The sequence below is a fragment of the Myceligenerans crystallogenes genome, assembly GCF_039529775.1.
Lineage (GTDB): Bacteria > Actinomycetota > Actinomycetes > Actinomycetales > Cellulomonadaceae > Myceligenerans > Myceligenerans crystallogenes.
Map to the genome: position 1 here is coordinate 244,078 of NZ_BAAANL010000001.1, position 24,770 is coordinate 268,847.

Annotated in this window: 20 protein-coding genes; 15 read left to right on the forward strand and 5 right to left on the reverse strand. The window is 72.0% G+C overall.

The genetic code is table 11. From position 1 onward, the window contains the following. Position 1: 1 nt before the first annotated feature. Positions 2-1,078, reverse strand: coding sequence for a DNA integrity scanning diadenylate cyclase DisA (gene disA, locus ABD208_RS00930; RefSeq protein WP_344098787.1), 1,077 nt, complete (start codon positions 1,076-1,078; stop codon positions 2-4). Positions 1,079-1,172: 94 nt separating this feature from the next. After that, the gene (gene radA, locus ABD208_RS00935; protein ID WP_344098788.1) at positions 1,173-2,651 is read right to left on the reverse strand and encodes a DNA repair protein RadA; all 1,479 of its coding nucleotides are present in this window, start codon (positions 2,649-2,651) and stop codon (positions 1,173-1,175) included. A gap of 114 nt (positions 2,652-2,765) precedes the next feature. Here radA and ABD208_RS00940 point away from each other — a divergent pair, with 114 nt between their 5' ends. The 5 genes from ABD208_RS00940 to ABD208_RS00960 all read left to right on the forward strand — a co-directional run bounded on the left by ABD208_RS00940 (position 2,766) and on the right by ABD208_RS00960 (position 6,288). Beyond that, positions 2,766-3,410 carry a hypothetical protein gene (locus tag ABD208_RS00940; protein WP_344098789.1) on the forward strand — a complete coding sequence of 215 codons (645 nt, stop codon included), beginning with the start codon at positions 2,766-2,768 and terminating at the stop codon, positions 3,408-3,410. Positions 3,411-3,516: 106 nt separating this feature from the next. Next, the gene (gene proC / locus ABD208_RS00945) at positions 3,517-4,320 is read left to right on the forward strand and encodes a pyrroline-5-carboxylate reductase (RefSeq protein WP_344098790.1); all 804 of its coding nucleotides are present in this window, start codon (positions 3,517-3,519) and stop codon (positions 4,318-4,320) included. 44 nt (positions 4,321-4,364) lie between these two features. Next, the gene (locus ABD208_RS00950) at positions 4,365-5,039 is read left to right on the forward strand and encodes a hypothetical protein (protein ID WP_344098791.1); all 675 of its coding nucleotides are present in this window, start codon (positions 4,365-4,367) and stop codon (positions 5,037-5,039) included. Continuing rightward, on the forward strand, positions 5,036-5,647 hold the full coding sequence (locus tag ABD208_RS00955; RefSeq protein WP_344098792.1) for a hypothetical protein: 612 nt from the start codon (positions 5,036-5,038) through the stop codon (positions 5,645-5,647). The genes ABD208_RS00950 and ABD208_RS00955 overlap by 4 nt, the downstream gene beginning before the upstream one ends. Then, entirely contained in the window at positions 5,644-6,288 is a 645-nt protein-coding gene (locus ABD208_RS00960) for a hypothetical protein (RefSeq protein ID WP_344098793.1), read from the forward strand. Before ABD208_RS00955 ends, ABD208_RS00960 begins: the two co-directional genes overlap by 4 nt. Positions 6,289-6,298: 10 nt before the next feature. Here ABD208_RS00960 and ABD208_RS00965 read toward each other — a convergent pair whose 3' ends face one another. After that, positions 6,299-7,642, reverse strand: a complete 1,344-nt coding sequence (locus tag ABD208_RS00965; protein ID WP_344098794.1) for a hypothetical protein — start codon at positions 7,640-7,642, stop codon at positions 6,299-6,301. 86 nt (positions 7,643-7,728) lie between these two features. Here ABD208_RS00965 and ABD208_RS00970 point away from each other — a divergent pair, with 86 nt between their 5' ends. From ABD208_RS00970 to ABD208_RS01015, 10 genes are all read left to right on the forward strand, one after another. Then, complete coding sequence (locus tag ABD208_RS00970; protein ID WP_344098795.1) at positions 7,729-8,853, forward strand: LacI family DNA-binding transcriptional regulator; 1,125 nt, start codon at positions 7,729-7,731, stop codon at positions 8,851-8,853. Between the two features lie 86 nt (positions 8,854-8,939). Then, positions 8,940-10,583 carry a xylulokinase gene (locus tag ABD208_RS00975; RefSeq protein ID WP_344098796.1) on the forward strand — a complete coding sequence of 548 codons (1,644 nt, stop codon included), beginning with the start codon at positions 8,940-8,942 and terminating at the stop codon, positions 10,581-10,583. Then, on the forward strand, positions 10,580-11,311 hold the full coding sequence (locus ABD208_RS00980) for an L-ribulose-5-phosphate 4-epimerase (RefSeq protein WP_344098797.1): 732 nt from the start codon (positions 10,580-10,582) through the stop codon (positions 11,309-11,311). Before ABD208_RS00975 ends, ABD208_RS00980 begins: the two co-directional genes overlap by 4 nt. A gap of 138 nt (positions 11,312-11,449) precedes the next feature. Then, positions 11,450-12,961, forward strand: a complete 1,512-nt coding sequence (gene araA / locus ABD208_RS00985; RefSeq protein WP_344098798.1) for an L-arabinose isomerase — start codon at positions 11,450-11,452, stop codon at positions 12,959-12,961. Positions 12,962-13,148: 187 nt separating this feature from the next. Further along, a complete protein-coding gene (locus ABD208_RS00990; RefSeq protein ID WP_344098799.1) occupies positions 13,149-14,147 on the forward strand; it encodes an ABC transporter substrate-binding protein in 999 nt (332 codons plus the stop codon). A 70-nt stretch (positions 14,148-14,217) separates the two neighbouring features. Beyond that, positions 14,218-15,738 carry a sugar ABC transporter ATP-binding protein gene (locus tag ABD208_RS00995; RefSeq protein ID WP_344098800.1) on the forward strand — a complete coding sequence of 507 codons (1,521 nt, stop codon included), beginning with the start codon at positions 14,218-14,220 and terminating at the stop codon, positions 15,736-15,738. After that, positions 15,735-16,862 (forward strand): ABC transporter permease, encoded by a 1,128-nt coding sequence (locus ABD208_RS01000; protein WP_344098801.1) that lies wholly within the window; start codon positions 15,735-15,737, stop codon positions 16,860-16,862. The genes ABD208_RS00995 and ABD208_RS01000 overlap by 4 nt, the downstream gene beginning before the upstream one ends. Then, on the forward strand, positions 16,859-17,854 hold the full coding sequence (gene yjfF / locus ABD208_RS01005) for a galactofuranose ABC transporter, permease protein YjfF (RefSeq protein WP_344098802.1): 996 nt from the start codon (positions 16,859-16,861) through the stop codon (positions 17,852-17,854). The genes ABD208_RS01000 and yjfF overlap by 4 nt, the downstream gene beginning before the upstream one ends. A gap of 205 nt (positions 17,855-18,059) precedes the next feature. Continuing rightward, the gene (locus ABD208_RS01010) at positions 18,060-21,686 is read left to right on the forward strand and encodes an alpha-L-arabinofuranosidase C-terminal domain-containing protein (protein ID WP_344098803.1); all 3,627 of its coding nucleotides are present in this window, start codon (positions 18,060-18,062) and stop codon (positions 21,684-21,686) included. 296 nt (positions 21,687-21,982) lie between these two features. Continuing rightward, positions 21,983-23,077, forward strand: coding sequence for a LacI family DNA-binding transcriptional regulator (locus ABD208_RS01015; RefSeq protein ID WP_344098804.1), 1,095 nt, complete (start codon positions 21,983-21,985; stop codon positions 23,075-23,077). Positions 23,078-23,247: 170 nt separating this feature from the next. On the opposite strand, the gene ABD208_RS01020 is transcribed toward ABD208_RS01015, so the two are convergent. Together ABD208_RS01020 and ABD208_RS01025 are read right to left on the reverse strand one after the other, a co-directional pair. Beyond that, entirely contained in the window at positions 23,248-23,883 is a 636-nt protein-coding gene (locus ABD208_RS01020; RefSeq protein WP_344098805.1) for a YesL family protein, read from the reverse strand. A 1-nt stretch (position 23,884) separates the two neighbouring features. Next, on the reverse strand, positions 23,885-24,751 hold the full coding sequence (locus ABD208_RS01025; RefSeq protein WP_344098806.1) for a carbohydrate ABC transporter permease: 867 nt from the start codon (positions 24,749-24,751) through the stop codon (positions 23,885-23,887). Between the last annotated feature and the right edge of the window lie 19 nt (positions 24,752-24,770).

A 24,770-nucleotide genomic window follows, 5' to 3' on the forward strand; every position in this document is an offset into this window, starting at 1 on the left:
GTCAGACGTAGCGTTCCAGGATGCTGGACTCGGCCATGCGGGACAGGCCCTCACGGATGGCGCGGGCGCGCTGGTCGCCGACGCCGTCGACCGACATGAGGTCGTCGACGCTGGCCGCGAGCAGCTTCTGCAGGCTGCTGAAGTGCCCGACGAGCCGCTCGATGGTGGCGTTCGGCAGGCGCGGCACCTTGGACAGCAGCCGGTAGCCGTGGGGCGCGACGGCGGCGTCGAGCGCGTCGCCCCCGCCGGGCAGGTCCAGGACGCGGCCGATCTGCGAGAGGTCCAGCAGCTCCTGGAAGGTGAGCGAGGCGAGCGCCTGCTGCACGTCGGCCAGGGTGCGGCCCTTGCGGCCCAGCACGTAGTCGCGGATCACGAACTCGCGGTCGGAGCCGACGTCCCCGATCAGCTCGTCGAGCTGCAGCGCGAGCAGGCGGCCGTCGACGCCGAGCTCGATCACGTAGCCCTTGATCTCGTCGGAGATGCGGCCCACCATCTCGAGCCGCTGCACCACCGAGCAGACGTCGCGGACCGTGACCAGGTCCTCGATCTCGAGCGCGGAGAGCGTGCCGGACACCTCGTCGAGGCGGGCGCGGTACCGCTCCAGCGTGGCGAGCGCCTGGTTCGCGCGGCCGAGGATGGTGTCGGAGTCCTCCAGGACGTGGCGCTTGCCGCCGACGTAGAGCGCGACGATCCGCATCGACTGGCTCACCGAGATGACCGGGAAGCCGCTCTGCTTGGACACGCGCTGGGCGGTGCGGTGGCGGGTGCCGGACTCGGAGGTCTCGATGGTCGGGTCCGGCAGGAGCTGGACCGCGGCGCGGCGGATGCGCCCGGCGTGATGGTCGAGGACGACGGCGCCGTCCATCTTCGACAGCTCGCGCAGGCGGGTCGCCGAGAACTCGACGTCCAGCTCGAAGCCCCCGGAGCACATCTCCTCGACGACGGGGTCGAGCCCGAACACGATGAGGGCGCCGGTGCGGCCCCGCAGAATGCGCTCGAGTCCGTCCCGCAGCTCGGTTCCGGGCGCGACGGCGGCCAAGGTCTCGCGGAGGAGGGTCTCGTCATCCGTCGGTGTCATGGCCACGGAGAAATCCTACGTTGAGTGGTGTCCTGGGAGCCCATTGTTTCAAAGCCGTTACCGACCGCGGGCCATCGTTCAGCCTGCCGCACGCTCACCTGCTCCCGCTCTGCCGCTCGGCCTCCGCGCCCACGGCGAGCGCGATGGCGTCCCGGATGTGCTCGGCCTCCAGCAGGATCATCCCCTCGGGCGCGGTCACGCCCGTCCCCGCCGGGATCACCGCGCGCTGATACCCCAGCCGCGCCGCCTCGCCCAGCCGCCGGTCGAGTCCCGTCACCGGCCGGATGTCGCCCGCCAGCCCCACCTCGCCGACGGCGATCATGGCCGGCGGCAGCGCGCGTTCCGACCGGGCCGAGACCAGGGCGAGCGCCGCGGCGAGGTCCGCGGCGGGTTCGGTGACCTTCGCGCCGCCCACCGTGGAGACGTAGACGTCCTGGTCCGCGACCCGGAGCCCGGCGTGCCGGTGCAGCACCGCGAGGATCATCGCCAGCCTGCTGGAGTCCACGCCGCTCGTCGCTCGCCGCGGGTTGGCCAGCGGGCTCGGCGCCACCAGCGACTGGAGCTCGACGGCGAGCGGCCGCCGGCCCTCGACCGTGACCGTGACGCAGCTCCCGGGCGCCGCCGCGCCGCCGTGGGACAGGAACAGCCCCGACGGATCGGAGAGGCCCTCGATCCCGTGCTCCGACAGGTCGAAGCAGCCCACCTCGTCGGTCGGGCCGTACCGGTTCTTCACCGCCCGCACCATCCGCAGCCGGGAGTGCCGGTCGCCCTCGAACTGGCACACGACGTCGACCAGGTGCTCCAGCGTGCGCGGGCCCGCGATCGTGCCGTCCTTCGTCACGTGCCCCACGAGGATCACCGGGACGCCGCGCGCCTTGGCCACGGCGATCAGCGCGCCCGCCACCTCGCGGACTTGGGTGACCCCGCCCGGAGCGCCCTCGACCTGGGCCGACGCGATCGTCTGGACGCTGTCCACGACCAGCATCTCCGGCGCCGCCACGTCGATGTGTCCCAGCACGGTGGCGAGATCGGTCTCCGACGCGAGCAGCAGGCCCGGCGCGAGCGCCCCGATCCGTTCGGCCCGGAGCCGGACCTGCCCGGCCGACTCCTCGCCCGTCACGTACAGCACGGTGCGCGCTTCCCCGGCCGGCCCCGGCGGCCCGCCGGCCCGCGTCGCCGGGGCCGTCACGCCCCGCGCGAAGTTGCTCGCCACCGACAGCAGCAGCGTCGACTTGCCGACCCCCGGCTCGCCCGCGAGCAGCACCACCGCACCCGGCACGAGCCCGCCGCCCAGCACCCGGTCCAGCTCGTCCACGCCCGTCGGCGTCGCGCGCGCCGTGTCGACGTCGATCTCCGAGATCGGCAACGCCGCCGAGCGGGTCGGCAGCACCGCCGTGGTCCGTGGGCCTACCTGCGCGGGCACGGAATCCGTCACCGAGCCCCACGTCTGGCACTCCCCGCACCGGCCCACCCACTTCGCGGTGGTCCAGCCGCACTCGCCGCACGTGTACGCGGGCTTGGCCCTCTTGGTCGTCGTCGCCACGGAGGGAACGTTACGTGGACCCTCTGACATCGACACACGGAGTCATCCACGGCCTGGCAGCGTGGCATCGCCGCCGTGTCGGTGACCCGGCCTAGAGTTTGCTCGTCGCCGGGGGACGGCGCGAGCACCACGGGGGAGAAGGTCATGACGGACGTGCGCGAGCGATCGGGCCGGGGGCCGAAGCGGCCCGGGCCGAGGGTGACCCCCGCCGTGATGTATCGCCGGCGGCGCATCGCCGTGGCGGCGCTCGCGGTCGTGGTGCTGCTGCTCGTCCTGGGCTTCGCCGGGCTGGTGTGGCCCGGCTTCCTGCACGCCCGGGAACCCGAGCCCGTGCCGACCGTCACGGTGACGGCGCCCGCGCCGAAGCCGACGATCAAGGCGATGAAACGGTCCGACGACGAGACGGCCTTCCAGGAGGCGCTGCCGTCCGCGGTGCTGCAGTTCGCGCTGACCGAGATGGGCGGCACCGAGGCCGCCGCCGACCACGGCGCGACGGAGGGCTGGCTCGCCACCTACTCGGACGGCGGCAGCAAGAAGATCAAGGTGGAGGCGGCCCAGTGGGCGAGCTCGGACGAGTCGAGACCCGCCGCCGAGGCGCTGGCGAAGGACGCCGGCGAGGCCGAGCGCACCGGTGACGTGAAGGTCGGCAAGGACGTCGTCGGCGGGTACACGCTCACGGCGGCCGCCGACGGCCGCCGCACCATCACCTGGCGCAACGGCACGGCGGTCTTCCGGGCCACGGGCCCGGCCGACGCGATCGTCGCGTTCTACCAGGCCTTCCCCCTCTGATCAGGTCCGACGACGACGCCCGTCGCCAGGTGCGTCCCGCCCCACGGCACGCGATCCACGCGGCCGTCCTGCGGGCCGCACCCGCTCCGGCTGGGAGGATGAGGGCATGACCGAACGCGTGGCGATCCTGGGTACCGGCAACATGGGCGAGGCGATCCTCGCCGGGGCGCTCGGCGCGGGCTGGTCGCCCGGCGAGATCGTCGCGACGGTGCGCGCCTCGGAGCGCGGGGCCGCGCTGCGCGAGCGGTTCGGCGTCGTCACGCTCACGGACAACGCCGCCGCCGTGGCCGGCGCCGCGCTGGTGGTCGTCGCGGTCAAGCCCAAGGGCGTCCCGGCGCTGCTCGGCGAGATCGGGCGCTCGCTGGCCGACGGCGCCGTCGTCGTCAGCGTCGCGGCGGGCGTGACGACGCCGGCCATGGAGAGCGAGCTGCCCGCGGGCACGCCCGTCGTGCGGACCATGCCGAACACCCCGGCGCAGATCGGCGCCGGCATCACGGCGGTCGCCCCGGGGACGGCCGCGACGGACGCCCACCTGGCCCTCGTCGAGCGATTCCTCGGCGGCACCGGCGACGTCGTCCGCGTCGCGGAGAAGGACATGGACGCGGTCACCGCGCTGTCCGGCGGCGGCCCGGCCTACGTCTTCCTGGTGATCGAGGCGATGACGGAGGCCGGCGTCCACGCGGGCCTGACCCGCGACGTCGCCGCCCGCCTGGCGCAGCAGACGGTCCTGGGCGCGGCCCGCCTGACCGTGGAATCGGGCGAGCACCCGGCGATCCTCCGCGAGAAGGTCACGTCCCCGGCGGGCACCACGGCCGCGGGCCTCCGAGCCCTGGAGGACGCCGGCGTGCGCGCCGCGTTCCTGGCGGCGATCGCCGCGGCCCGGACCCGCTCGGAACAGCTGGGCGCCTGACCCGGGGGAATTTTGTCGGTTGTGGGCCGCTACGATCGGGGGCCATGAAGCACGCCCGCAATGCCGCGCCCGGGATCATCGGCGTGGCGCAGAACGTCTTCGCCTCCCTGGGCCCGACCGGGAAGGCGATCGCCGCCGGCGTCGTCCTCGTCGTCGGCGCGTCACCGTTCGGCGCCTGGAACGCCGTCGCCGACGACGCGATCCCGCTCACCGCCGGGCAGGTCGTCGAGGCCGGGCCCTACGAGGTCGCGGTCGAGAAGGTCGTCGCGGCGAGGACGCTCGGGGACGTCACCGCGCTGGACGAGAAGAACAAGCTGCTCATCGTGGTCGTCGAGGTGAAGAACGTCTCCGATACGCCGGGCATTCCGGCCACCCTCGGCGACGTCGTGCCCGCGCCGGCCGGCGCGGGGATCGTCGACGTCGACGGCAGACCCGTCCCGGACGACGTGCCACCGGGGGAGCGGCCGACGCCGCGCATCTTCAACATCGACGACTCCGCGAGCATCGATGTCATCAACCCGGACCTCAGCTACCGGCTCGCGCTGGTCTGGGACCGCACCGGCGCCGGCGATCCGGCCGAGGCGGACGTGCGGCTGGCCGGGCTGACCTGGATCGAGGAGGGGTTCTCGGGCCTGATGAGCCAGTACTGGCTGGCCACCGACGAGGTCACGCACAGCGGCTCGTTCGCCGTCGAACCCCCGAAGGAGCCCGGCGCATGAGGCGCGTGCCGCGCTGGCTCAAGGCGATCCTCGTGCTGGCCGGTCTCTCGGCCGGGACCTGGCTGGTGACCGTCGTCCCGCAGATCGCGTTCGTCGAGGACTCGTTCGAGGTCGAGGGCGCGGTCGGGGAGACCGTCGACGTCGAGTACGCCGAGGTCACGGTCACCGGCGTGCGGCTCGCCGAGGCCCTGTACGCGACCAGCGGGGCGGTGGCGGGCGGGGTGTTCGTCGTCGTCGACGCCGAGTGGCACGCGCGGGACGGGCACCTCGCGATCGGGGGCGCCGAACTGGTCGACGCGCAGGACCGCTCGCACCAGGCGACGTCCCGCGGCGGCTGCCCGATCGGGGCGGGCGCCGATCCCGCCTTCCCGATGCGCGTCACCTACTGCTTCGACGTGTCGCAGGACCTGCTCGACGACGGCCTGGTGCTCCGGCTCGGCCGGGGCGGGGACGGCGAGGAGGGCTCGTACCAGCGTCGCGACGCGGTCGCCGTCGTCGACCTCGGGCCGCTCGGCGAGGCGCCGGTCGAGGGCACGGCCGAGAAACCGATGACGATCCGGCTGCCGGGCCCGGCGGACCCGGCGGCGACGCAGGAGGGAACGGCATGACGACGGTCATCCGGACGGCGCGGCGCGGATGGTGGCGCAGGAACGTGGTGTGGCTCCTCGTGCTGCCCCTGGTGGTCGCGCTGGCCGCGGCCGCCTGGTCGTTCCGGTTCGTGAACATCTACCGGCACAGCATGGGTCCCGTCGAGAGGGTCGACGACGCCGGCCCGGGCGAGGTCGCGCACTTCGCGGAGGACTACTTCGACGCCCTCGGGCTCGACGACCCGGCGCTCGCGAACACCTGGGTGCACCGCGAGGTCGACGTCAGGGTGCTCGGCGTCGAGCCGGTCGAGCAGGTGAGACCGGCCCCGACCGCCGACGTCACCGCGATCCCGCAGGGTGCCGCCGCCTGGCGGGTCGACCTGGAGCTGGCCGCCGAGCCCGGCACCGACCTGCTCGGCTGCGACGTGATCCTCGTGACGCCGGACGGGACCCGCTACGGCGACGACGGCGCCTTCGGCAGCGATCCCCTCGGCCACGACACCCCCTGCCTGCCGGCCGACGACTACGAGAGCGTGGCCCCCGAGGCGGGCACCTGGAAGGTCTCCACGGTCGTCCTGACCCGCGAGGGCGAGACCGTCGAGACGATCTGGTTCACCTTCGGCGGCGGGCGCTACGTCACGCTCGCCGCCCCGGCCGCCTGATCCCGGGGCCCTACCGCGCGGCGAGGGTGCCCGGGATGGCGCCCTCGCCGTCGCTCAGCTCGCCGTCGTGCTCGCCCTCCACGGCCAGGCCGCGACCCGCCATGGTGTCCACCGCGGCCGCGATCAGCGCCCCGGCCAGCGCCAGCCCGATCGCCGAGCCCGCCGCCAGCTCCCACGGCGAGATCACATACAGCCACAGCCCGGTCTCGACCGGCCCGGTGATCGCCCGCACCAGCCAGCCCACCGCCAGCGGGGCCCGCATCACCACCAGGTAGGCCAGGCAGAACACCATCATCGTGCCCACCCCGCCGTGCCGGATCATCTTCAGGCCCTGCCACAGCGCGGAGAACCGGTTGCGCACCTCCTGCGTCGCCGCCGCGAGCACCGCGCGCAGGCCGCCCGGCATGTTCATCTGGTCGAGCACGGGATGCCGCGTCGACGGCGGCGCCATGAGCTGCCGCCCGAGCACCACGGTCCCGATCGCGAGCCAGCCCAGTGGCGCGATGATCACCTCGTCGAGCGACTCGGCCACCGTCACGACCCACTCGGCGGCGGCGGACCCGGCCTCCGCGACGACCTGCCCCTGCCCGGCCTCGGTCGCCGCGGTGTACGTCCCGACCGACCAGTCGATCAACGCGAGGTCCCCGATCGAGACCAGGGCGCTGTTGATCAGCTGTTCCACGTCGTACGCGGCCTGCGTGCTCCAGAACGTCTCGACCGCGACGGCCAGCAGCGAGATCCCCAGGAAGTGCACCCTGCGCTCCAGCAGCCCCAGCGCCCACCGCAGCACGATCAGCCCGGCGACGACGAGCAGCAGCGTCGTCCCGGTGAGCAGCCCGATCCGGGCGCTGAAGTCGAGGTCCCCGGTGAACATGTCCGTGCTGAACATCTCGTCCGCGGTGACGTCGTTCCGGAAGCGGGCGTGGTCGGCGTCCATGGTCCCGTCCACCGCGTACACGGTGAGGAACGGCACGAGCAGCGACAACGCGACGTCCACCAGCCGCGCCCTGGGCGCCTCGACCGGTACCGGCTCGTCGTACGACGACGCCGGGAGCCCGCCCGCCGTGTAGGGCGCCGGCGCCGCGTACTTGCCCCAGCCGGCCCCGCCGCCGTGGCTCGAACGGGCCAGGTTCGGCAGCGACGGGTAGCAGACCCGGAGCATGACGATCACCGGGAGCAGGATGCCGAGCGGCAGCGCGAGCAGGACGATCTGCGCGACCATCCCGTTCCACTTGCTCACCTCGATGGCACCCCAGAAGGCCGCTCCCCGCACGGCGACGCCGAGGAAGCCGAGCGCGAGCAGCGCCGGCCAGTGTGCCGCGAGCAGTCGTCCGGCGGTCAGGAGGATCCTCATGGGAGCACATCTTGGCGTGGGGTGATATTCCCGCGCAAAGCGGGCCCGATGCGCGGATCGTCAGGATGATCGGTCATGATCGGGGCGTGACTGTCGATCCATCCACTCCGGACACGCTCGCCGCTGAGTCGTCCGCCGCGAGAAAATCCACGGCACCCGCCGCGGCGCCCGCCTCCGAGCCGCGCTCCCCGCGGAGGCCCGCCATGGCCGACGTCGCCGCGCGCGCCGGGGTCTCGCACCAGACCGTTTCCCGGGTGCTCAACGGCAGCCCGCGCGTCGCCCCCGACACCCGCGAGCGGGTGGTCCAGGCCATCCGCGACCTGGGCTACCGCCGGAACGTCGCGGCGCGCGCCCTCGTCACCGCCCGTTCGGCCACGCTGGGGGTGATCACCAGCTCGTCGGTGCTCTACGGCCCCACCAGCACCCTCATCGCCGTCGAGGAGGCGGCGCGCGAGCAGGGCTGGTTCACGTCGGTCGCCGCGATCGGCACGTACGACGCCGAGGCCGTGCACCACGTCCTGGAGCACTTCATGAGCCAGGCCGTCGAGGGCGTGGTGGTCATCGCGCCGCAGGAGGACGTGGGCCGGGCGATCGACGCCTTCGACGCGCCCATCCCGGTGGTGCTCATCGCGGCGCGCGAGTCCACGGTGGAGCGCACGATCCCGCTCGCCGTCGACCACGCGGCGGGCGCCGCCCTCGTCGTCGAGCACCTGCTGGAGCTGGGCCACGAGTCGGTGCTGCACGTCGCCGGCCCGCAGGACTGGTTCGACGCGCAGCAGCGGCTCGCGGGCTGGCGCGCCGCGCTGACGGACCACGGCGCCCCGGTCCCCGATCCGGTGATCGCGGACTGGTCCGCGGACCGCGGCCACGAGATCGGCCGCGAGCTCGTGGAGCGTATCGCGGCCGGTCACGGGCCGACGGCGGTGTTCGCCGCCAACGACCAGCTCGCCCTCGGCCTCGTCCGCGCCTTCTGGGAGGCCGGGGTGCGCATCCCCGAGGACGTCTCGCTCGTCGGGTTCGACGACGTCGAGGGCGCGGGGCAGTTCATCCCGCCCCTGACCACGGTGCGCCAGCCGTTCGCCGAGCTGGGCCGCCGCAGCGTGGAGCTGCTGTTCGAGGCGGTGGCGGGCGGGTCCCCGCAGGGTGCGCTGATCCCGCCCGAACTGATCGTGCGCTCGTCCACGGCGCCGCCCCGTGCGCGGCGCCGGTAACCTCAGCCGGGGGAGCCCGCACCTGGTCGAGGGGCCTGTCCCGCCTCGATTTCCATCGTTGGAAGTGTGAGCGCTAACATGGCCGTATGGCGCAGGAACACGATGGTGTGACAGGGCGCCCGGAAGCGATCCGGGACGCCATCGAACAAGGTACGACGAGTCTCGGCATCGAGCTGGGTTCCACCCGGATCAAGGCGGTGCTCATCGGTCCCGACCATACGCCGGTCGCGTCCGGCGGGCACGACTGGGAGAACACGCTGGCCGACGGCCACTGGACCTACTCGCTGGACGCCGTCGCCGAGGGGCTGCGGGCCTGTTTCGCGGCGCTGTCCGACGACGTCGAGCGGCGGCACGGAACTCGCCCGCGCACTTTCGGCGCCATCGGCGTGTCCGCGATGATGCACGGCTACCTCGCGTTCGACGACGCCGGCGAGCTCCTGGTGCCGTTCCGCACCTGGCGGGACACCACGACGGGCCCGGCGGCCGCGGAACTGACGGAGCTGTTCGGCTACAACATCCCCCTGCGCTGGTCGGTCGCGCACCACTACCAGGCGATGCTCGACGACGAGCCGCACGTCGCCCGGACCGCGTCGCTGACCACGCTGGCCGGCTACGTCCACCGGCGGCTCACGGGCCGCGACGTGCTCGGCGTGGGCGACGCCTCCGGCATGTTCCCGGTCGACCCGGCCACGGGCGGCTACGACGCCGGGATGCTGGCGAAGTTCGACGCCCTGCCGCGCCCGGCCGCCCTCGGCACGCCCCTGGCGGACCTGCTCCCCGAGGTCCTCCCCGCGGGCGCCGACGCCGGCACGCTCACCCCCCAGGGCGCCGCCTTCCTCGACCCGACCGGCACTCTCCAGCCGGGCATCCCGCTCGCCCCGCCCGAGGGCGACGCCGGCACCGGCATGGTCGCCACCAACGCCGTGAGGCCCCGCACCGGCAACATCAGCGCCGGCACGAGCATCTTCGCGATGGTCGTCCTGGAGGGCGCGCTCGCGCGCCACCACGAGGAGCTCGACCTCGTCACCACCCCCGCGGGCGACCTCGTCGCGATGGTGCACTGCAACAACGGCGCCAGCGAGCTCGGGGCGTGGGCGGAGGTCTTCCGCGAGCTGTCGGCCGCCGTCGGCGGCCCGTCCGACGCCGACACCGTCTTCGAGGCGCTGTTCCGCGCGGCGCTCGACGGCGAGCCCGACGGCGGTGGCCTGCTGGCCTACAACCACCTGTCCGGCGAGCCGATCGCGGGCCTCACCGAGGGCCGCCCCTCGATCATCCGTACCCCGGGCAGCCGCCTGACTCTCGCCAACCTCATGCGCACGCAGATCTACGGCGTGTTCGCGACGCTCAGCCTCGGCATGCGGGTGCTCGCGGAGGAGAACGTCGCCATCGAAACGATGTACGGCCACGGCGGCGTGTTCCGCACCGCCGGCGTCGCGCAGCGGATGCTGGCGGCGGCCATCGGCGCACCGGTCGGCGTCGGCGCCGCGGCGGGCGAGGGCGGTGCCTGGGGCATGGCCGTCCTGGGCGCGTACCTGCGCTCGGGTGCCGGCCGAAGCCTGGACGAGTACCTCGCCCAGGAGGTCTTCGCGGGCGCGGCCGTCGACGTCGTCGAGCCCGACGCCGACGACGTCGCCGGCTTCGCCGCCTATCTCGAGCGCTACACGGCCGGGCTGGCCGCCGAGCGGGCCGCCGTGGTGGCCCTGCCCCAACCTGAGGAGACCGACGCATGACCCACGAGGAATTCGGCGCCTACGCCCCCGAGGTGCGGGCCGAGATCGCCCGTACCCGCCAGATCGTGTCCGACCTGCACGCCGAGCTGCCCCGCAACAACCTCGTCGTGTGGACGGCCGGCAACGTCTCCCAGCGCGTGCGGATCCCCGCGGCGCTCGGCGGGGCGGACGACGGCAGCGCGGACCTGCTGGTCATCAAGCCGTCGGGGGTCTCCTACGACGAGCTGACGCCGGAGAAGATGGTGGTGTGCGACCTCGAGGGCACGATGGTCCACGAGTCCCCGCACAAGCCGTCGTCGGACACCGCCGCGCACGCCTACACGTACCGGCACCTGGATCGCGTCGGCGGCGTCGTGCACACCCACTCGACCTACGCGTGCGCCTGGGCGGCCCGCGGCGAGGAGGTGCCCTGCGTGCTGACGATGATGGCCGACGAGTTCGGCGGGCCGATCCCCGTCGGGCCGTTCGCGATCATCGGCGACGACTCGATCGGGCGCGGCATCGTGGAGACCCTCAGGGACTCGCGCAGCCCGGCCGTGCTCATGGCGAACCACGGGCCGTTCACCATCGGCAAGGACGCCCGGGCCGCGGTCAAGGCCGCGGTGATGTGCGAGGAGGTCGCCCGCGCGGTACACATCTCGCGCCAGCTGGGTGACCCGCTGCCGATCGACCAGAAGCACGTCGACTCCCTCTACGACCGCTACCAGAACGTCTACGGCCAGAAGTAGGCACGGCGACGGGGTGCGCGCCGCTAGAATGATTGTTTATTCGGTGAATTATTGGCGGATCGGCCCGCCGACGACTCACCGGACGACCGATGACCCGGCCTGCCGTACCGCCGTCGTCCAGAGAAAGGAAGCAGTTCAATGACGAAGCCTTACACCGGCCGGGAGGTCTGGTTCTTCACCGGGAGCCAGGACCTGTATGGTCCCGAGACGCTCGAGCAGGTCGCGACGCAGTCGCAGGAGGTCGCCACCGCCCTGGACGCGTCCGGTGACGTGCCGGCGCGCATCGTGTGGAAGCCGGTCCTGAAGGACTCGGACTCGATCCGCCGCGCGATGCTCGAGGCGAACTCCGACGAGCGCGTGCTGGGCGTGATCACCTGGATGCACACGTTCAGCCCCGCCAAGATGTGGATCCAGGGCCTGAACGCGCTGACCAAGCCGCTGCTGCACCTGCACACGCAGGCGAACGTCGCGCTGCCGTGGGACACCATCGACTTCGACTTCATGAACCTCAACCAGGCCGCGCACGGCGACCGCGAGTATGCCTACCTGGCGACCCGGATCGGCGCGGCGCGCACCACCGTGGTGGGGCACGTGTCGAACCCGGCCGTGACCGGGCGCGTGGGCACCTGGGTGCGGGCCGCCGCGGGCGCCGCGGCCGTGCGCGGGCTGAAGCTCGCGCGGTTCGGCGACAACATGCGCAACGTCGCGGTCACCGAGGGCGACAAGACCGAGGCCGAGCTGGTGTTCGGCGTGTCCGTGAACACCTGGGGCGTGAACGACCTGGTCGCCGCGGTCGACGCGGTGTCCGAGAGCGACGTGGACGCGCTGGTCGCGGAGTACGAGGAGCTGTACGACGTCGTCGGCGAGCTGCGCAAGGGCGCCGAGCGGCACGAGTCCCTGCGCTACGCCGCGCGCCAGGAGATCGCCCTGCGCCACTTCCTGGAGGGCCTGGGCGCCAAGGCGTTCACCACCAACTTCGAGGACCTCGGCGGGCTGCGGCAGCTGCCCGGGCTCGCGGTGCAGCGGCTCATGGCGGACGGCTACGGGTTCGGCGCCGAGGGCGACTGGAAGACGGCGGTCCTGGTGCGGGCCGCGAAGGTGATGGGCCAGGGCCTGCCCGGCGGCGCCTCGCTCATGGAGGACTACACCTACGACCTCACGCCCGGCGAGGAGCTCATCCTCGGCGCGCACATGCTGGAGATCTGCCCGAGCCTGACGACGTCGAAGCCGCGCGTGGAGATCCACCCGCTCGGCATCGGCGGCAAGGAGGACCCGGTGCGGATGGTGTTCAACGCCGACGCCGTCTCCGGCGCCGTCGTCGTCTCGCTCGCCGACATGCGCGACCGGTTCCGGCTCACGGCCAACGTGGTGGACACCGTGGTGCCGCCCGCCGACCTGCCGCACCTGCCCGTGGCGCGTGCGGTCTGGAAGCCGCGCCCGGCGTTCGACGTGTCGGCCGAGGCGTGGCTGACCGCGGGCGGGGCGCACCACACGGTGATGTCCACGGCCGCCGGCATCGAGGCGTTCGAGATGTTCGCGCAGATCACCGCCACGGAGCTGCTGGTGATCGACGAGTCGACGACGCGCCGCGGCTTCGCCGACCAGGTCCGCTTCAACCAGGCCTACTACCGCCTGGCCCGGGGCCTCTGACCCCACCGGGAACCCCGGGGTGGCAGTCCGCCACCTCGGGGTTCCACCTTTGCGGCGTTGTTACGGGACCGTGACTCGGAGGGCTTCCGCTCGGATAATGTGAGCGCTAACATCGATCGGGCGGGCAAGTGCCCGCCCAGTGCACCATCCCCCGGTCGAGGCCGTCCGGGGTGCTCAAGGAGGAGACATGGCACGACACTCGATCGCCCGCACCGGGCTCGCCGCGCTCTCGGCGGCGGCACTTCTCACGCTCACCGCGTGCAGCTCCGAGCCGCCGGCCGCGGAGGGTGGCGAGGCCGCAGGCGGTGGTGACGAGCTGATCAGCGTCGGCTTCTCGCAGGTCGGCGCCGAATCCGGCTGGCGTGCGGCGAACACCAAGTCCATCCAGGACACCATTACGGAGGAGAACGGCTTCGAGCTGAGCTTCTCCGACGCCCAGCAGAAGCAGGAGAACCAGATCTCCGCGCTGCGCAACTACATCGCGCAGGGCGTCGACGTGCTGGCCTTCTCCCCGGTCGTCGAGACCGGCTGGGACGCCGTGCTCGAGGAGGCCAAGGCCGCGAACATCCCCGTCGTCCTGACGGACCGCGCCGTGGAGACCGAGGTCGAGGACGCCTACGTGTCCTTCATCGGCTCGGACTTCGTCAAGGAAGGCGAGATGGCCGGCGAGTGGGCCGCCGAGGAGTACGACGGCGAGGGCTACAAGGTCGTGGAGCTGCAGGGCACCACAGGCTCGGCCCCGGCCATCGACCGCAAGGAGGGCTTCGCGTCCGCCATCGAGGGCACCGACCTGGAGATCATCGACTCCCAGACCGGTGACTTCACGCGGGACGGCGGCAAGAAGGTCATGGAGGGCTTCCTGACCGCGCACGACGACATCGACGTCGTCTTCGCCCACAACGACGACATGGGCCTGGGCGCCATCGAGGCCATCGAGGCCGCGGGCAAGACGCCGGGCGAGGACATCAAGATCATCACGATCGACGCCGTCAAGGACGGCATGCAGGCCCTCGCCGACGGCAAGATCAACTACATCGTCGAGTGCAACCCGCTGCTCGGCCCGGACCTGGCCGAGGTCATCAAGGCGACCGTGGCCGGCGAGCCGGTCGAGGAGCGCATCGTCGTCAAGGACGAGGCGTTCGACCAGGAGGCCGCCGTGGCCGCCCTTCCGGACCGCCAGTACTGATCCGGTGATCGCGGGCCCGGCGCCCTGGCCCACGCCAGGGCGCCGGCCCGCGGAACGCGAAAGGTTCAACGTGACGACGCAACCAGTCGTGGAGCTCACCGGGATCACGGTCGAGTTCCCGCCGGTCACCGCGCTCGCCGGGGTGGACTTCCGGTTGTTCCCCGGGGAGATCCACGCCCTCATGGGCGAGAACGGGGCGGGCAAGTCCACGCTCATCAAGGCCCTGACCGGCGTCTACCAGACGGCCGCAGGCACCATCACCGTCGACGGCGCCGAGCAGAGCTTCACCGGCCCGGGCGACGCCCGCGCCCACGGCATCAGCACCGTGTTCCAGGAGGTCAACCTCTGCGGGAACCTCACGGTCGCGGAGAACATCATGCTCGGCGCCGCCGAGCCCCGCTTCCTCGGCGCCCTGCACTGGCGCCGCATGCGCAAGCTCGCCGCCGCGCACCTCGAGCGCATGGGCCTGGACATCGACCCGGGCTCGAGCCTCGACTCGCACTCCCTGGCCGTGCAGCAGCTCGTGGCGATCTGCCGCGCCACCGTCGGCGACTGCAAGGTGCTCATCCTCGACGAGCCCACCTCCAGCCTCGACGCCGACGAGGTCGCGAGCCTGTTCGCCGTCATGCGCAAGCTGCGCGACGACGGCGTGGCCATCCTCTTCGTGTCGCACTTCCTCGACCAGGTCTACGAGGTCTCGGACCGCATGACCGTGCTGCGCAACGGCGGCCTGGTCGGCGAGTGGTTCACCAGGGACCTCCCGGCCGGCGAGCTCGTCCCGCACATGATCGGCCGGTCGGCCGAGCTGCTGGAGACGGTCGAGCGCGTGCACGACGCCGCGGCGCCGTCCGCGAGCGGCACGCCCCGGCTGCAGGCCCTGGGCCTGGGCCGCAAGGGCTCCATCCAGCCCTACGACCTCGACGTGTACCCCGGCGAGGTGGTCGGCCTGGCCGGCCTGCTCGGCTCGGGCCGCTCGGAGCTGGCGCGCCTGCTGACGGGCGCGGACCGCGCGGACTCCGGCACGACGAGCGTCGAGGGCAAGCAGGTCCGGCTCACCACCCCGCGCGCCGGGCTGGCGAACGGTATCGCGTTCACGTCGGAGGACCGCAAGGGGGAGGGCGTCGTCGGCGGCCTCACCGTGCGGGAGAACATCGTGCTGGCCCTGCAGGCCGAGCGCGGCTGGGTGCGCCCGCTGCCGCGCAAGCAGGTCGACGAGATCGTGGACAAGTACATCGAGCAGCTCGGCATCCGCCCCGCGAACCCGGATGCGCTCATGCGCAACCTGTCCGGCGGCAACCAGCAGAAGGTGCTGCTGGCCCGCTGGCTCGCCACGGCGCCCCGGCTGCTGGTCCTGGACGAGCCGACGCGCGGCATCGACGTCGGCGCCAAGGCCGAGATCCAGAAGGTGGTCGCGGACCTCGGCCGCGACGGCATGTCGGTCGTCTTCATCTCCTCGGAGCTCGAGGAGGTGCTGCGACTCAGCCACCGCATCGCGGTGCTGCGCGACCGCAAGGTCGTGGCGACCCTCGACGCCGAGGGCACGACGAGCGACCAGGTCGTCGCACTGATCGCGGGAGGTGAGCCGTCATGAGACAGGCTGTCAGACATCATCTGTTCTGGCCGGTCGTGGCCCTCGTCGCGCTCGTCGTGGCGAACACGGTCGCCCGGCCGTCGTTCCTCGCGGTGTCGTTCGCGGACGGCCACCTGTTCGGCGCGCCGGTCGACATCCTGCGCGCCGCCGCCCCGCTGCTGCTCATCGCGCTCGGCATGACCCTGGTCATCGCCACGCGCGGCATCGACCTGTCGGTCGGCGCGGTCGTGGCGGTCTCCGGCGCCGTCGCGCTGGAGTACATCAGCACCAGCGCGAACCCGGAGAGCCCCGGGACCGTGTTCGCCGCGGTCGCGATCGCGCTCGTCCTCTCGCTGGTCCTCGGGCTGTGGAACGGGTTCCTCGTGACGGTGCTCGGCATCCAGCCGATCATCGCGACGCTGATCCTCATGACCGCGGGCCGCGGCGTCGCGATGCTGATCACCGGCGGGTTCATCACCACCGTGAACAGCGCCCCCTACAAGGGCCTGAACTCCGGGTACCTCCTGGGGCTGCCCGCGGCGGTGTGGATCTCGGTCGCGATCTTCGCCCTCGTGGCGGTCGCCGTGCGCCGCACGGCGCTCGGCATGCTGCTGGAGGCCACGGGCATCAACCCGGCCGCGAGCCGCCTCGCCGGCGTCCGGTCCCGCACGATCACCTGGACCGTCTACACCGCCTGCGGCCTGCTCGCGGGCCTCGCCGGCATCCTGGTCAGCGCCGACACGATGGCCGCCGACGCCAACAACGCCGGCATCTTCGTCGAGCTCGACGCGATCCTCGCGGTCGTGATCGGCGGCACGGCGCTCAGCGGCGGCAAGTTCAACCTGTCCGGCACGTTCGTGGGCGTGCTCGTCATCGCCACGCTCGACCGCACGGTCACGGTGCTCGGCATCTCGCCGCACGTCACGCCGCTGTTCATGGCCCTGGTCGTGGTGGTCGTGACGCTGCTGCAGTCCCCGCGCGTCCGCGAGCGGTTCGCCGTCGCGGCGCTCCGCCGCCGCACGGGCACGGCGACCCCGGTCGTGGTGCCCGACGACGGCGCCGCGGCACCGGTCCCGGTGCCCGCCGACGCCGCGCCGTCGTCGTCCGACGAGAACCTGCCCGACGAGAAGGAGGTCGTGCGATGACCGCGACGACAGCCGGGACGGTCGCCCGCAGGGCGCCGTCGTTCCGCCTCGACCGGCGGTACCTGCCCGTCGCGGGCACGTTCGTGGTGCTCGCGCTGATGCTGGTCATCGGCGGGACGCGGCACGAGAACTTCCTGACCCCGACGGTCTTCTCCAACCTGTTCATCAACAACGCGCACCTGATCGCGCTGGCCGTGGGCATGACGTTCGTCATCCTCACCGGCGGGATCGACCTGTCGGTCGGTTCGGTGCTGGCCTTGTCCACGGTGATCATCGCGTCGCTGCTGCAGGCCGGGCTGCCCACCGGCGTGGTGCTCGTGGTGGCCGTGCTGGCCGGGGCGCTGATCGGGCTGGCGCACGGCGTGATGATCCAGGGCTTCGGCGTGCAACCGTTCGTGGCCACGCTCGCGGGGATGTTCTTCGCGCGCGGGCTGTGCTTCGTCATCGCGCCCGAGTCGATCTCGATCGGCGACGCCTCGTTCAAGGCGATCGCGGGCTGGGACTCCTGGATCGGGTACTTCCGGGTGACGATGGCCGTCGTGATCGCGCTGGTCGTGGCCGGGATCGCGTTCGTGGTGCTGCACTACACGCGGTTCGGGCGCACGGTCTACGCGGTGGGCGGCGGCGAGCAGTCGGCGCTCCTGATGGGCCTGCCGGTGGCGCGCACGAAGGTGCTCGTCTACGTGGTGAGCGGGACGTGCGCGGCGCTGGGCGGCGTGCTGTTCGCGATGTTCAGCAGCTCCGGGTACGCGCTGAGCGGCGTGGCCATGGAGCTCGACGCGATCGCCGCGGTGGTCATCGGCGGCACGCTGCTGACCGGCGGTACCGGCTTCGTGCTCGGTTCGGTGCTCGGCGTGCTGACGCTGGGCGCGATCCAGACCATCATCCAGTTCGAGGGCAACCTGAGCTCCTGGTGGACCAAGATCGTGATCGGCGTCCTGCTGCTCGTCTTCGTCGTGCTCCAGCGGGTGCTGACCCTCCGCAAGACGTAACCGCAACCCCAGTACCCCGGGCCGCCGGCCGCTACTCCCTCCCGGGTCGGCCGGCGGCCCGGTACCAACAACCGCGGCACCTCACGGCGTGACGCATGGTGTTAACGCTCACATCGCAGCGCCGCCCCCCGGCGCCGCGAACGAACGACAACCGCATATCGCTGATCTTTACAACGATGTGAGGACATGGAAGGGGAGTACATCGATGTATGACCACACCTTCGGGCGATCCCGGCGGGTACTGCTCGCCGGCGCTCTGGCGCTGGGGCTCGCAGCCCCGGCCGCGGCCGCGACGGCCGATGCGGCGGCCGCCGCCGATCCGGGAGGGACGACGACGTCGTCCGGCTCCACCACCAGCACTACCACCGCCGCCGGCGCCGAGTACGCCGGCTACTTCTTCCCGTACTTCACCGGCGAGTCCACGGCCGACGGCGAGAAGATCTCGTTCGCGGTCAGCAACGGCCCGGACCCCCTGGACTGGACCACGCTGAACGGCGACCGGCCCGTGCTCGCCAGCGAGCTCGGGACTCAGGGCCTGCGCGACCCGTTCGTCATGCGCAAGGCCGACGGCTCCGGGTTCGTCATGCTCGCCACCGACCTCAAGATCGCGGGCGGCGGCAACTTCGGCGACGCCCAGGAGACCGGCAGCCGGTCGATCATGATCTGGGAGTCGCCGGACCTGGTGAACTGGTCCGAGCAGCGCGAGGTCGTGCTCGCCCCCGAGAACGCCGGGAACCTGTGGGCGCCGGAGGCGTACTACGACGAGGCGTCGGGCGAGTACCTCGTGTACTGGGCCTCCGCCCTCTACCCGGCCGACCTGCCGCCCGCCGAGCGCGACATCGCCGACTCCTATCAGCGCATGCTGTACGCGACCACTACCGACTTCGAGACGTTCTCGGAGCCGAAGCCCTGGATCGACCAGAAGCGCGGCGACGGCCGGGGCATGATCGACTCGACCGTGGCCGAGGAGGACGGCGTCTTCCACCGGTTCACCAAGGACGAGGCGGACTTCACCGTCCGCCAGGAGTCCTCGGCGGACCTGCGGCGCACCCAGGGCGTGACCGAGGGGGACGGCTGGAATCTCGTCGCGGAGCGCGTCGGGGCGGGCCAGCCGAACCCGTGGGGCGGCACGTTCCAGCAGGGTGAGGGCGCCACCGTGTTCCCGTCCCTGACGGACGAGCGCTGGTACATGATGATCGACCAGCCGTCGTACCACGGCGGCCAGGGCTACCTGCTCTTCGAGTCGGACAGCCTGGCGAGCGGCGAGTGGCGGTCCAACCTGGACGCCGAGCTCCCCGCGAGCCCGCGCCACGGCAGCGTCATCCCGGTCACCGAGGCCGAGCGGCAGGCCCTGCTCGCGGCGTACCCGGCGGCGGAGCCCGCGGTGCAGCAGCACACCCTCACGATCGACGCGGACGCCCCGCGCACCGAGATGAGCGACGAGCTGTACGGCATCTTCTACGAGGACATCAACTACGCGGCCGACGGCGGCCTGTACGCCGAGCTGGTCCGCAACCGGTCCTTCGAGTTCGCCGCGGCGGACAACGCGAGCTTCACGGGGATGACGGGCTGGGACGTCGTGCAGCGGGGCGGATCCGGCACGGCCGCCGTCGTCGGCGACGACCGCACCGGCTGGCTCAACGACTCCAACCGCGCCTACCTGAGGATCGACGCGAACGGTCCCGGCGTGGGCGTGTCCAACTCGAGCTACAACGAGGGCGTCGCCCTCGAGAAGAACGCGAAGTACGACTTCTCGGTGTTCGCCCGGACGGCGCGCGGCCAGCGGCTGACCGTCGGCCTGGAGTCGGCCGACGGCGCGACGACGTACGCGCGCACCACGGTCAACGTGGCGGGCGACGACACCTGGAAGAAGCTGCGCGCCAAGCTCACGTCGAACGCCACGGTGAACGACGCGCGCCTGGTCGTGACCACCGGCAAGGCCGGGACGGTGCGCCTGGACATGGTCTCGCTCTTCCCGCGCGACACCTGGGTGGGGCCGGTCAACGGGAGGTCCCCGCTGCGCAAGGACCTCGCCGAGAAGGTCGCCGAGCTCGAGCCGAGCTTCCTGCGGTTCCCGGGCGGCTGCGTCACGAACGTGGGCACGTTCGACACGTACCTGGAGTCCGACGGCGCCGACCGCCGCCGGACGTACCAGTGGAAGGAGACCATCGGGCCGGTCGAGGAGCGGCCCGCCAACTGGAACTTCTGGGGCTACAACCAGTCGTACGGCATCGGGTACCTCGAGTACTTCGAGTTCGCCGAGGACCTGGGCGCCACGCCGCTGCCCGTGCTGTCGGTGGGCGCCAACGGCTGCGGTTCGCGCATCCCCGAGATGACCGACGACGCCCGCATCGACCGCTGGGTGCAGGACACGGTGGACCTCATCGAGTTCGCGAACGGGCCGGTGGACTCCGAGTGGGGCGCGCGGCGCGCGGCGCTCGGCCACCCCGAGCCGTTCGGCCTGAGGTACATCGGGCTCGGCAACGAGGAGAACACCCGCACGTTCGAGGCCAACTTCCCGCGGTTCCGCGACGCGATCGAGGCGAGGTACCCGGACGTCACGGTGATCTCGAACTCCGGCCCGGACGACACCGGCGCCCGTTTCGACGAGCTCTGGGAGTTCAACCGGCAGCAGGACGTGGCCATGGTCGACGAGCACTACTACAACGACCCGGCCTGGTTCCTCGCGAACAACGACCGCTACGACTCGTACGACCGCAACGGCCCGGACGTGTTCCTCGGTGAGTACGCCTCGCGCGGCAACACCTGGGGCAACGCGCTGGCCGAGGCCTCCTACATGACGGGTCTGGAGCGCAACGCCGATCTGGTGAAGCTGGCCAGCTACGCGCCGATGTTCGCCAACGAGGACTACGTGCAGTGGTCCCCGGACATGATGTGGTTCGACAACGACCAGTCGTGGGGGTCGACGTCGTACTACACGCAGCGGATGTTCATGACGAACACGGGCGACGAGGTCGTCCCGTCCCGGCACACCGGCCCCGAGGCATCGGCGCCGGGCCTGTCCGGCGGGGTGTTCCTGTCGACGTGGCTCACGTCGGCGGCGTACGACGACGTCACGGTGACCGACAACGCGTCCGGTGAGGTGCTGTACTCGGACGACTTCTCGGCCGGGGCGACCTGGGACGCCATCCGCGGCTCGTGGGCCGTGGCGGACGGGGAGTACGTGCAGTCGAGCACGAGCGTGGAGGACGCGCGCTCGCTGATCCCGGACGCCTACGCGAGGGACTGGAGCAACTACACCCTGGAGCTCGACGCCCGGAAGCTGGGCGGCGGGGAGGGCTTCCTGGTCGGCTTCGCGGCCGGTGCGCCGGACAAGTTCTACTGGTGGAACCTCGGCGGCTGGGGCAACTCGCGCCAGGCCCTGGAGCGCGCCGCCGGCGCACGTCAGGGTGAGGTGGCCGCGAAGGAGGGGCACTCGCTGGTGACCGGTCAGGACTACCACCTCAAGATCGTGGTGGAGGGCCGCACCATCAGGATGTACCTCGACGGCGAGCTCCAGATGACGTACACGGAGCCGGTGACGCAGTCGCTGTACCAGGTGGTCACCACGGACGAGGAGACCGGCGACCTGCTGGTCAAGATCGTCAACCCGTACGCGTCGGTGGCGCGCACGGACGTGTCGGTGCGGGGCTACTCCGTGGCGCCGGAGGCCGAGGTCATCTCGATGACGGGCGACCCGGCCGCCGCCAACACGAAGACCCGCCCGGAACGCGTCGTCCCGGTCGAGTCGGAGTGGGACGCGGCGTCGAACGAGTTCACGTACGACTTCGCGCCGCACTCGATCACGTTCCTCCGGCTGCAGGAGGACTGACCCAGGAGGATCGGTGCAGGAGAAGTGATCCGGGAGGGCTGATCCAGGAGGCCGGGCCCGCGGGGGCAACCCCCGCGGGCCCGGCCTCCGCCGTTCCCGGCCCCGGGCGGCCGGCCGCTCGCGAGCCCTGGGCGGCCACGGATTCTATCGTTATAGACTGCTCGGCGGCGAACCGCTCCCGCACGTGACCACGGGCTTTCCCGGGGCGCGCGCGGCACCTTGCCATACGCTGTGGGGGTGACGAGGCGGAACGGGCCGGCGCCGGCCCGGACGCCAACGGCAGGAGGAGAAGACTCGTGGCTGTGACCATGCAGGACGTTGCGGCGCGAGCCGGCGTCTCCATCAAGACGGTGTCGAACGTGGTCAACGGCTACCCGCACATCCGCCCGGCCACGCGGGCGCGGGTCGAGGAGGCGATCGGCCACCTCGGCTACCGGATCAACGAGACCGCTCGCAGCCTCCGCACCCGCCGCACCGACATGATCACGCTCGCGGTCCCGGAGCTCTCCCTCCCGTACTTCGCGGAGCTCGCGGACTCCGTCATCCAGGCCGCCGAGGCCCGCGGCCTCACCGTCCTCATCGAGCAGACCAGCCACGGCCGCGACCGCGAGGTCGACGTCCTGACCGGCAAGCGCCGCAACATGACCGACGGCCTGATCTTCTCGCCGCTCGAGCTCGGCCCGGAGGACATCGGCCTGTTCGACGTCGACTTCCCGCTCGTCGTCCTCGGCGAGCGAGTCTTCGGCGCGCCCGCCGACCACGTCACCATGAACAACGTGGAGGCCGCCAAGGCCGCCACGCTGCACCTCGCCTCCCTGGGACGCAGGCGGATCGCCGTCATCGGCGGCCACGAGGGCGAGCAGGTCGGCTCCGCCGCCCTGCGCACGCGCGGCTACCGCGACGCCCTCAAGGAGGCGAACCTCCCCTACGACCCCGAGCTCGTCGCCGAGGCGGGCCTCTGGCACCGCTCCACGGGTTCGGAGGCCATGGGCCGCCTCCTGGACGCGGGCATCGAGGTCGACGGCGTCTTCGCCCTCAACGACGCCCTGGCCCTCGGCGCCCTCCACGCGCTCCACTCCCGCCGGGTGGACGTCCCCGGCCAGGTCGCCGTCATCGGGTTCGACGACGTCGACGACGCCCGCTACTCCTCCCCGACCCTCTCCTCGGTGGACCCGGGCCGCGAGCAGATCGCCCGCACGGCCGTGGACCTCCTGGTGGACCGCATCACGGGCAAGGAGACGGGCCCCTTCCGCCGCGTCATCCCCGACTCCCGCGTCATCGGCCGCGAGTCCACGGGCGACGTCCCGGAGGGTGCCGACGAGAAACAGGTCGCCGTCCAGCAGGGCGGCGAGGAACCGATCGAGCCCGACGGGCTCCGGGTCTCAGCCTGACCCCGGCTGCCCCCTGACCAGTCGACGGCCACGAGGTTGAGACGACCACGGGGTTGAGACAGCCACGGGGCTGGCGACCACGAGGTTGCCGTCCGCACCACGAGGTTGTGTCGTATCGCCCCAGGGCGGGCGAACACGAACCTCGTGGTGCGGCTGGCAACCTCGTTGCCCTAAATGAGGCGGCGGTCGATCAGCAGGCCCGTGGCCCAGAGGGGGAAGGATGCGGCTGCCAGCAGGGCCACGAGCGGGACCCCCAGAGCTGCCGCCGTCGTCGCGGCCACGGTGACCAGGATGCCCAGGGCGGTCCCCGGGGCCATCAGCGGCGTCAGCAGGAGGTAGCGCCAGACGGCCGGCGCGGCGTCGTCGTACCTGACGGCGATCCGGGGCCACCACGACAGCGTCACGACGGTCCACGCCGTCACCAGGGTGAGGCCGCCCAGGAGCACGGCGCGGAACGCGCCGGACGACTGGCCGACGACGACGGCGTCGGCCGCCAGCAGCGCCCCGACCGGCCAGAACGGGGCGAACAACAGGTTCGACCGACGCCATCCCGCGCGCCAGGCGCCCCAGAAGCCGGCCCACGGCGTCAGGCTCAGGGCGGGGTCGTGCAGGACCGCGGAGCCGGCCTTGAGGGCCGGCCCCAGGCCGAGGACGACGCCGCCCGCCAGCGTGCCCGCCACCACGAGCAGGTTGACCTCGACCAGCCGGGTGAGGAACCGCAGCACGGCCATGACGCTCCCGGCCCAGCCGGGCCCGTCGTTGGACCGCCAGCGGGCGCCGCCGTCGTCGTCCATCGGCGCGGGCATCTCAGCCCTTCGTGCCCGTCAGGGCGACCGACTCGATGATCTGGCGCTGGAACACCAGGAACACGACGAGGATCGGGACCAGCGCCACGAACGACGCGCCCATGATCAGCGGGTAGTCCCGCTGCGTCGCGTACTGCACGTTCATGTTGGCGATGACCACCTGGAGGGTCTGCCGCTCGGGCGTGTTGAGGTACAGGATCGGTGCGAGGTAGTCGTTCCACACCGTCATGAACCACAGGATGAACTGCGCCGAGACGGCCGGGCGGATGATCGGGAAGATCAGCCGCCAGAAGATCTGCCAGTAGTTCGCGCCGTCGATCTTCGCGGCCTCGATGATCGAGTTCGGCACGTTCTCGAGGTACTGCCGCAGGAAGAAGATCACGATGATGTTGCCGAAGATCGCCGGGACGATCAGCGGCAGCAGCGTGTCCACCCAGCCCAGGTTCGAGAACATCACGAACTGCGGGATCATCAGCGTCGGGAACGGGATCATCACGCCGCTCAGCAGTCCGATGAAGATCGCGTCCCGTCCCGGCAGCCGCATCTTCGCCAGGGCGAACGCCGCCAGCGAGCAGACCAGCGTGCCGAGCACGGTCACCGACGTCGCCACGATCAGGCTGTTCCCGATACCGCTCAGGACGTAGGAGTTCTCCCACATCCGTACGTAGGTGTCCCACTGCGGGGCCTCGGGGATCCACACCGGCGGCAGGGCGAAGACCTCGCCCTTGGTCTTCAGCGACGTCGACACCATCCAGAGCAGCGGCGCGACCATCACGATCCCGCCCACGGCGAGCACCGCGAAGGTGATCCAGTCCGCGATCTTCCCGGTGGCCCGGCGGCCGAGGCCGCGTCCCGATTTCTCAGTCATTCTCAACTCCTCCGGGTCC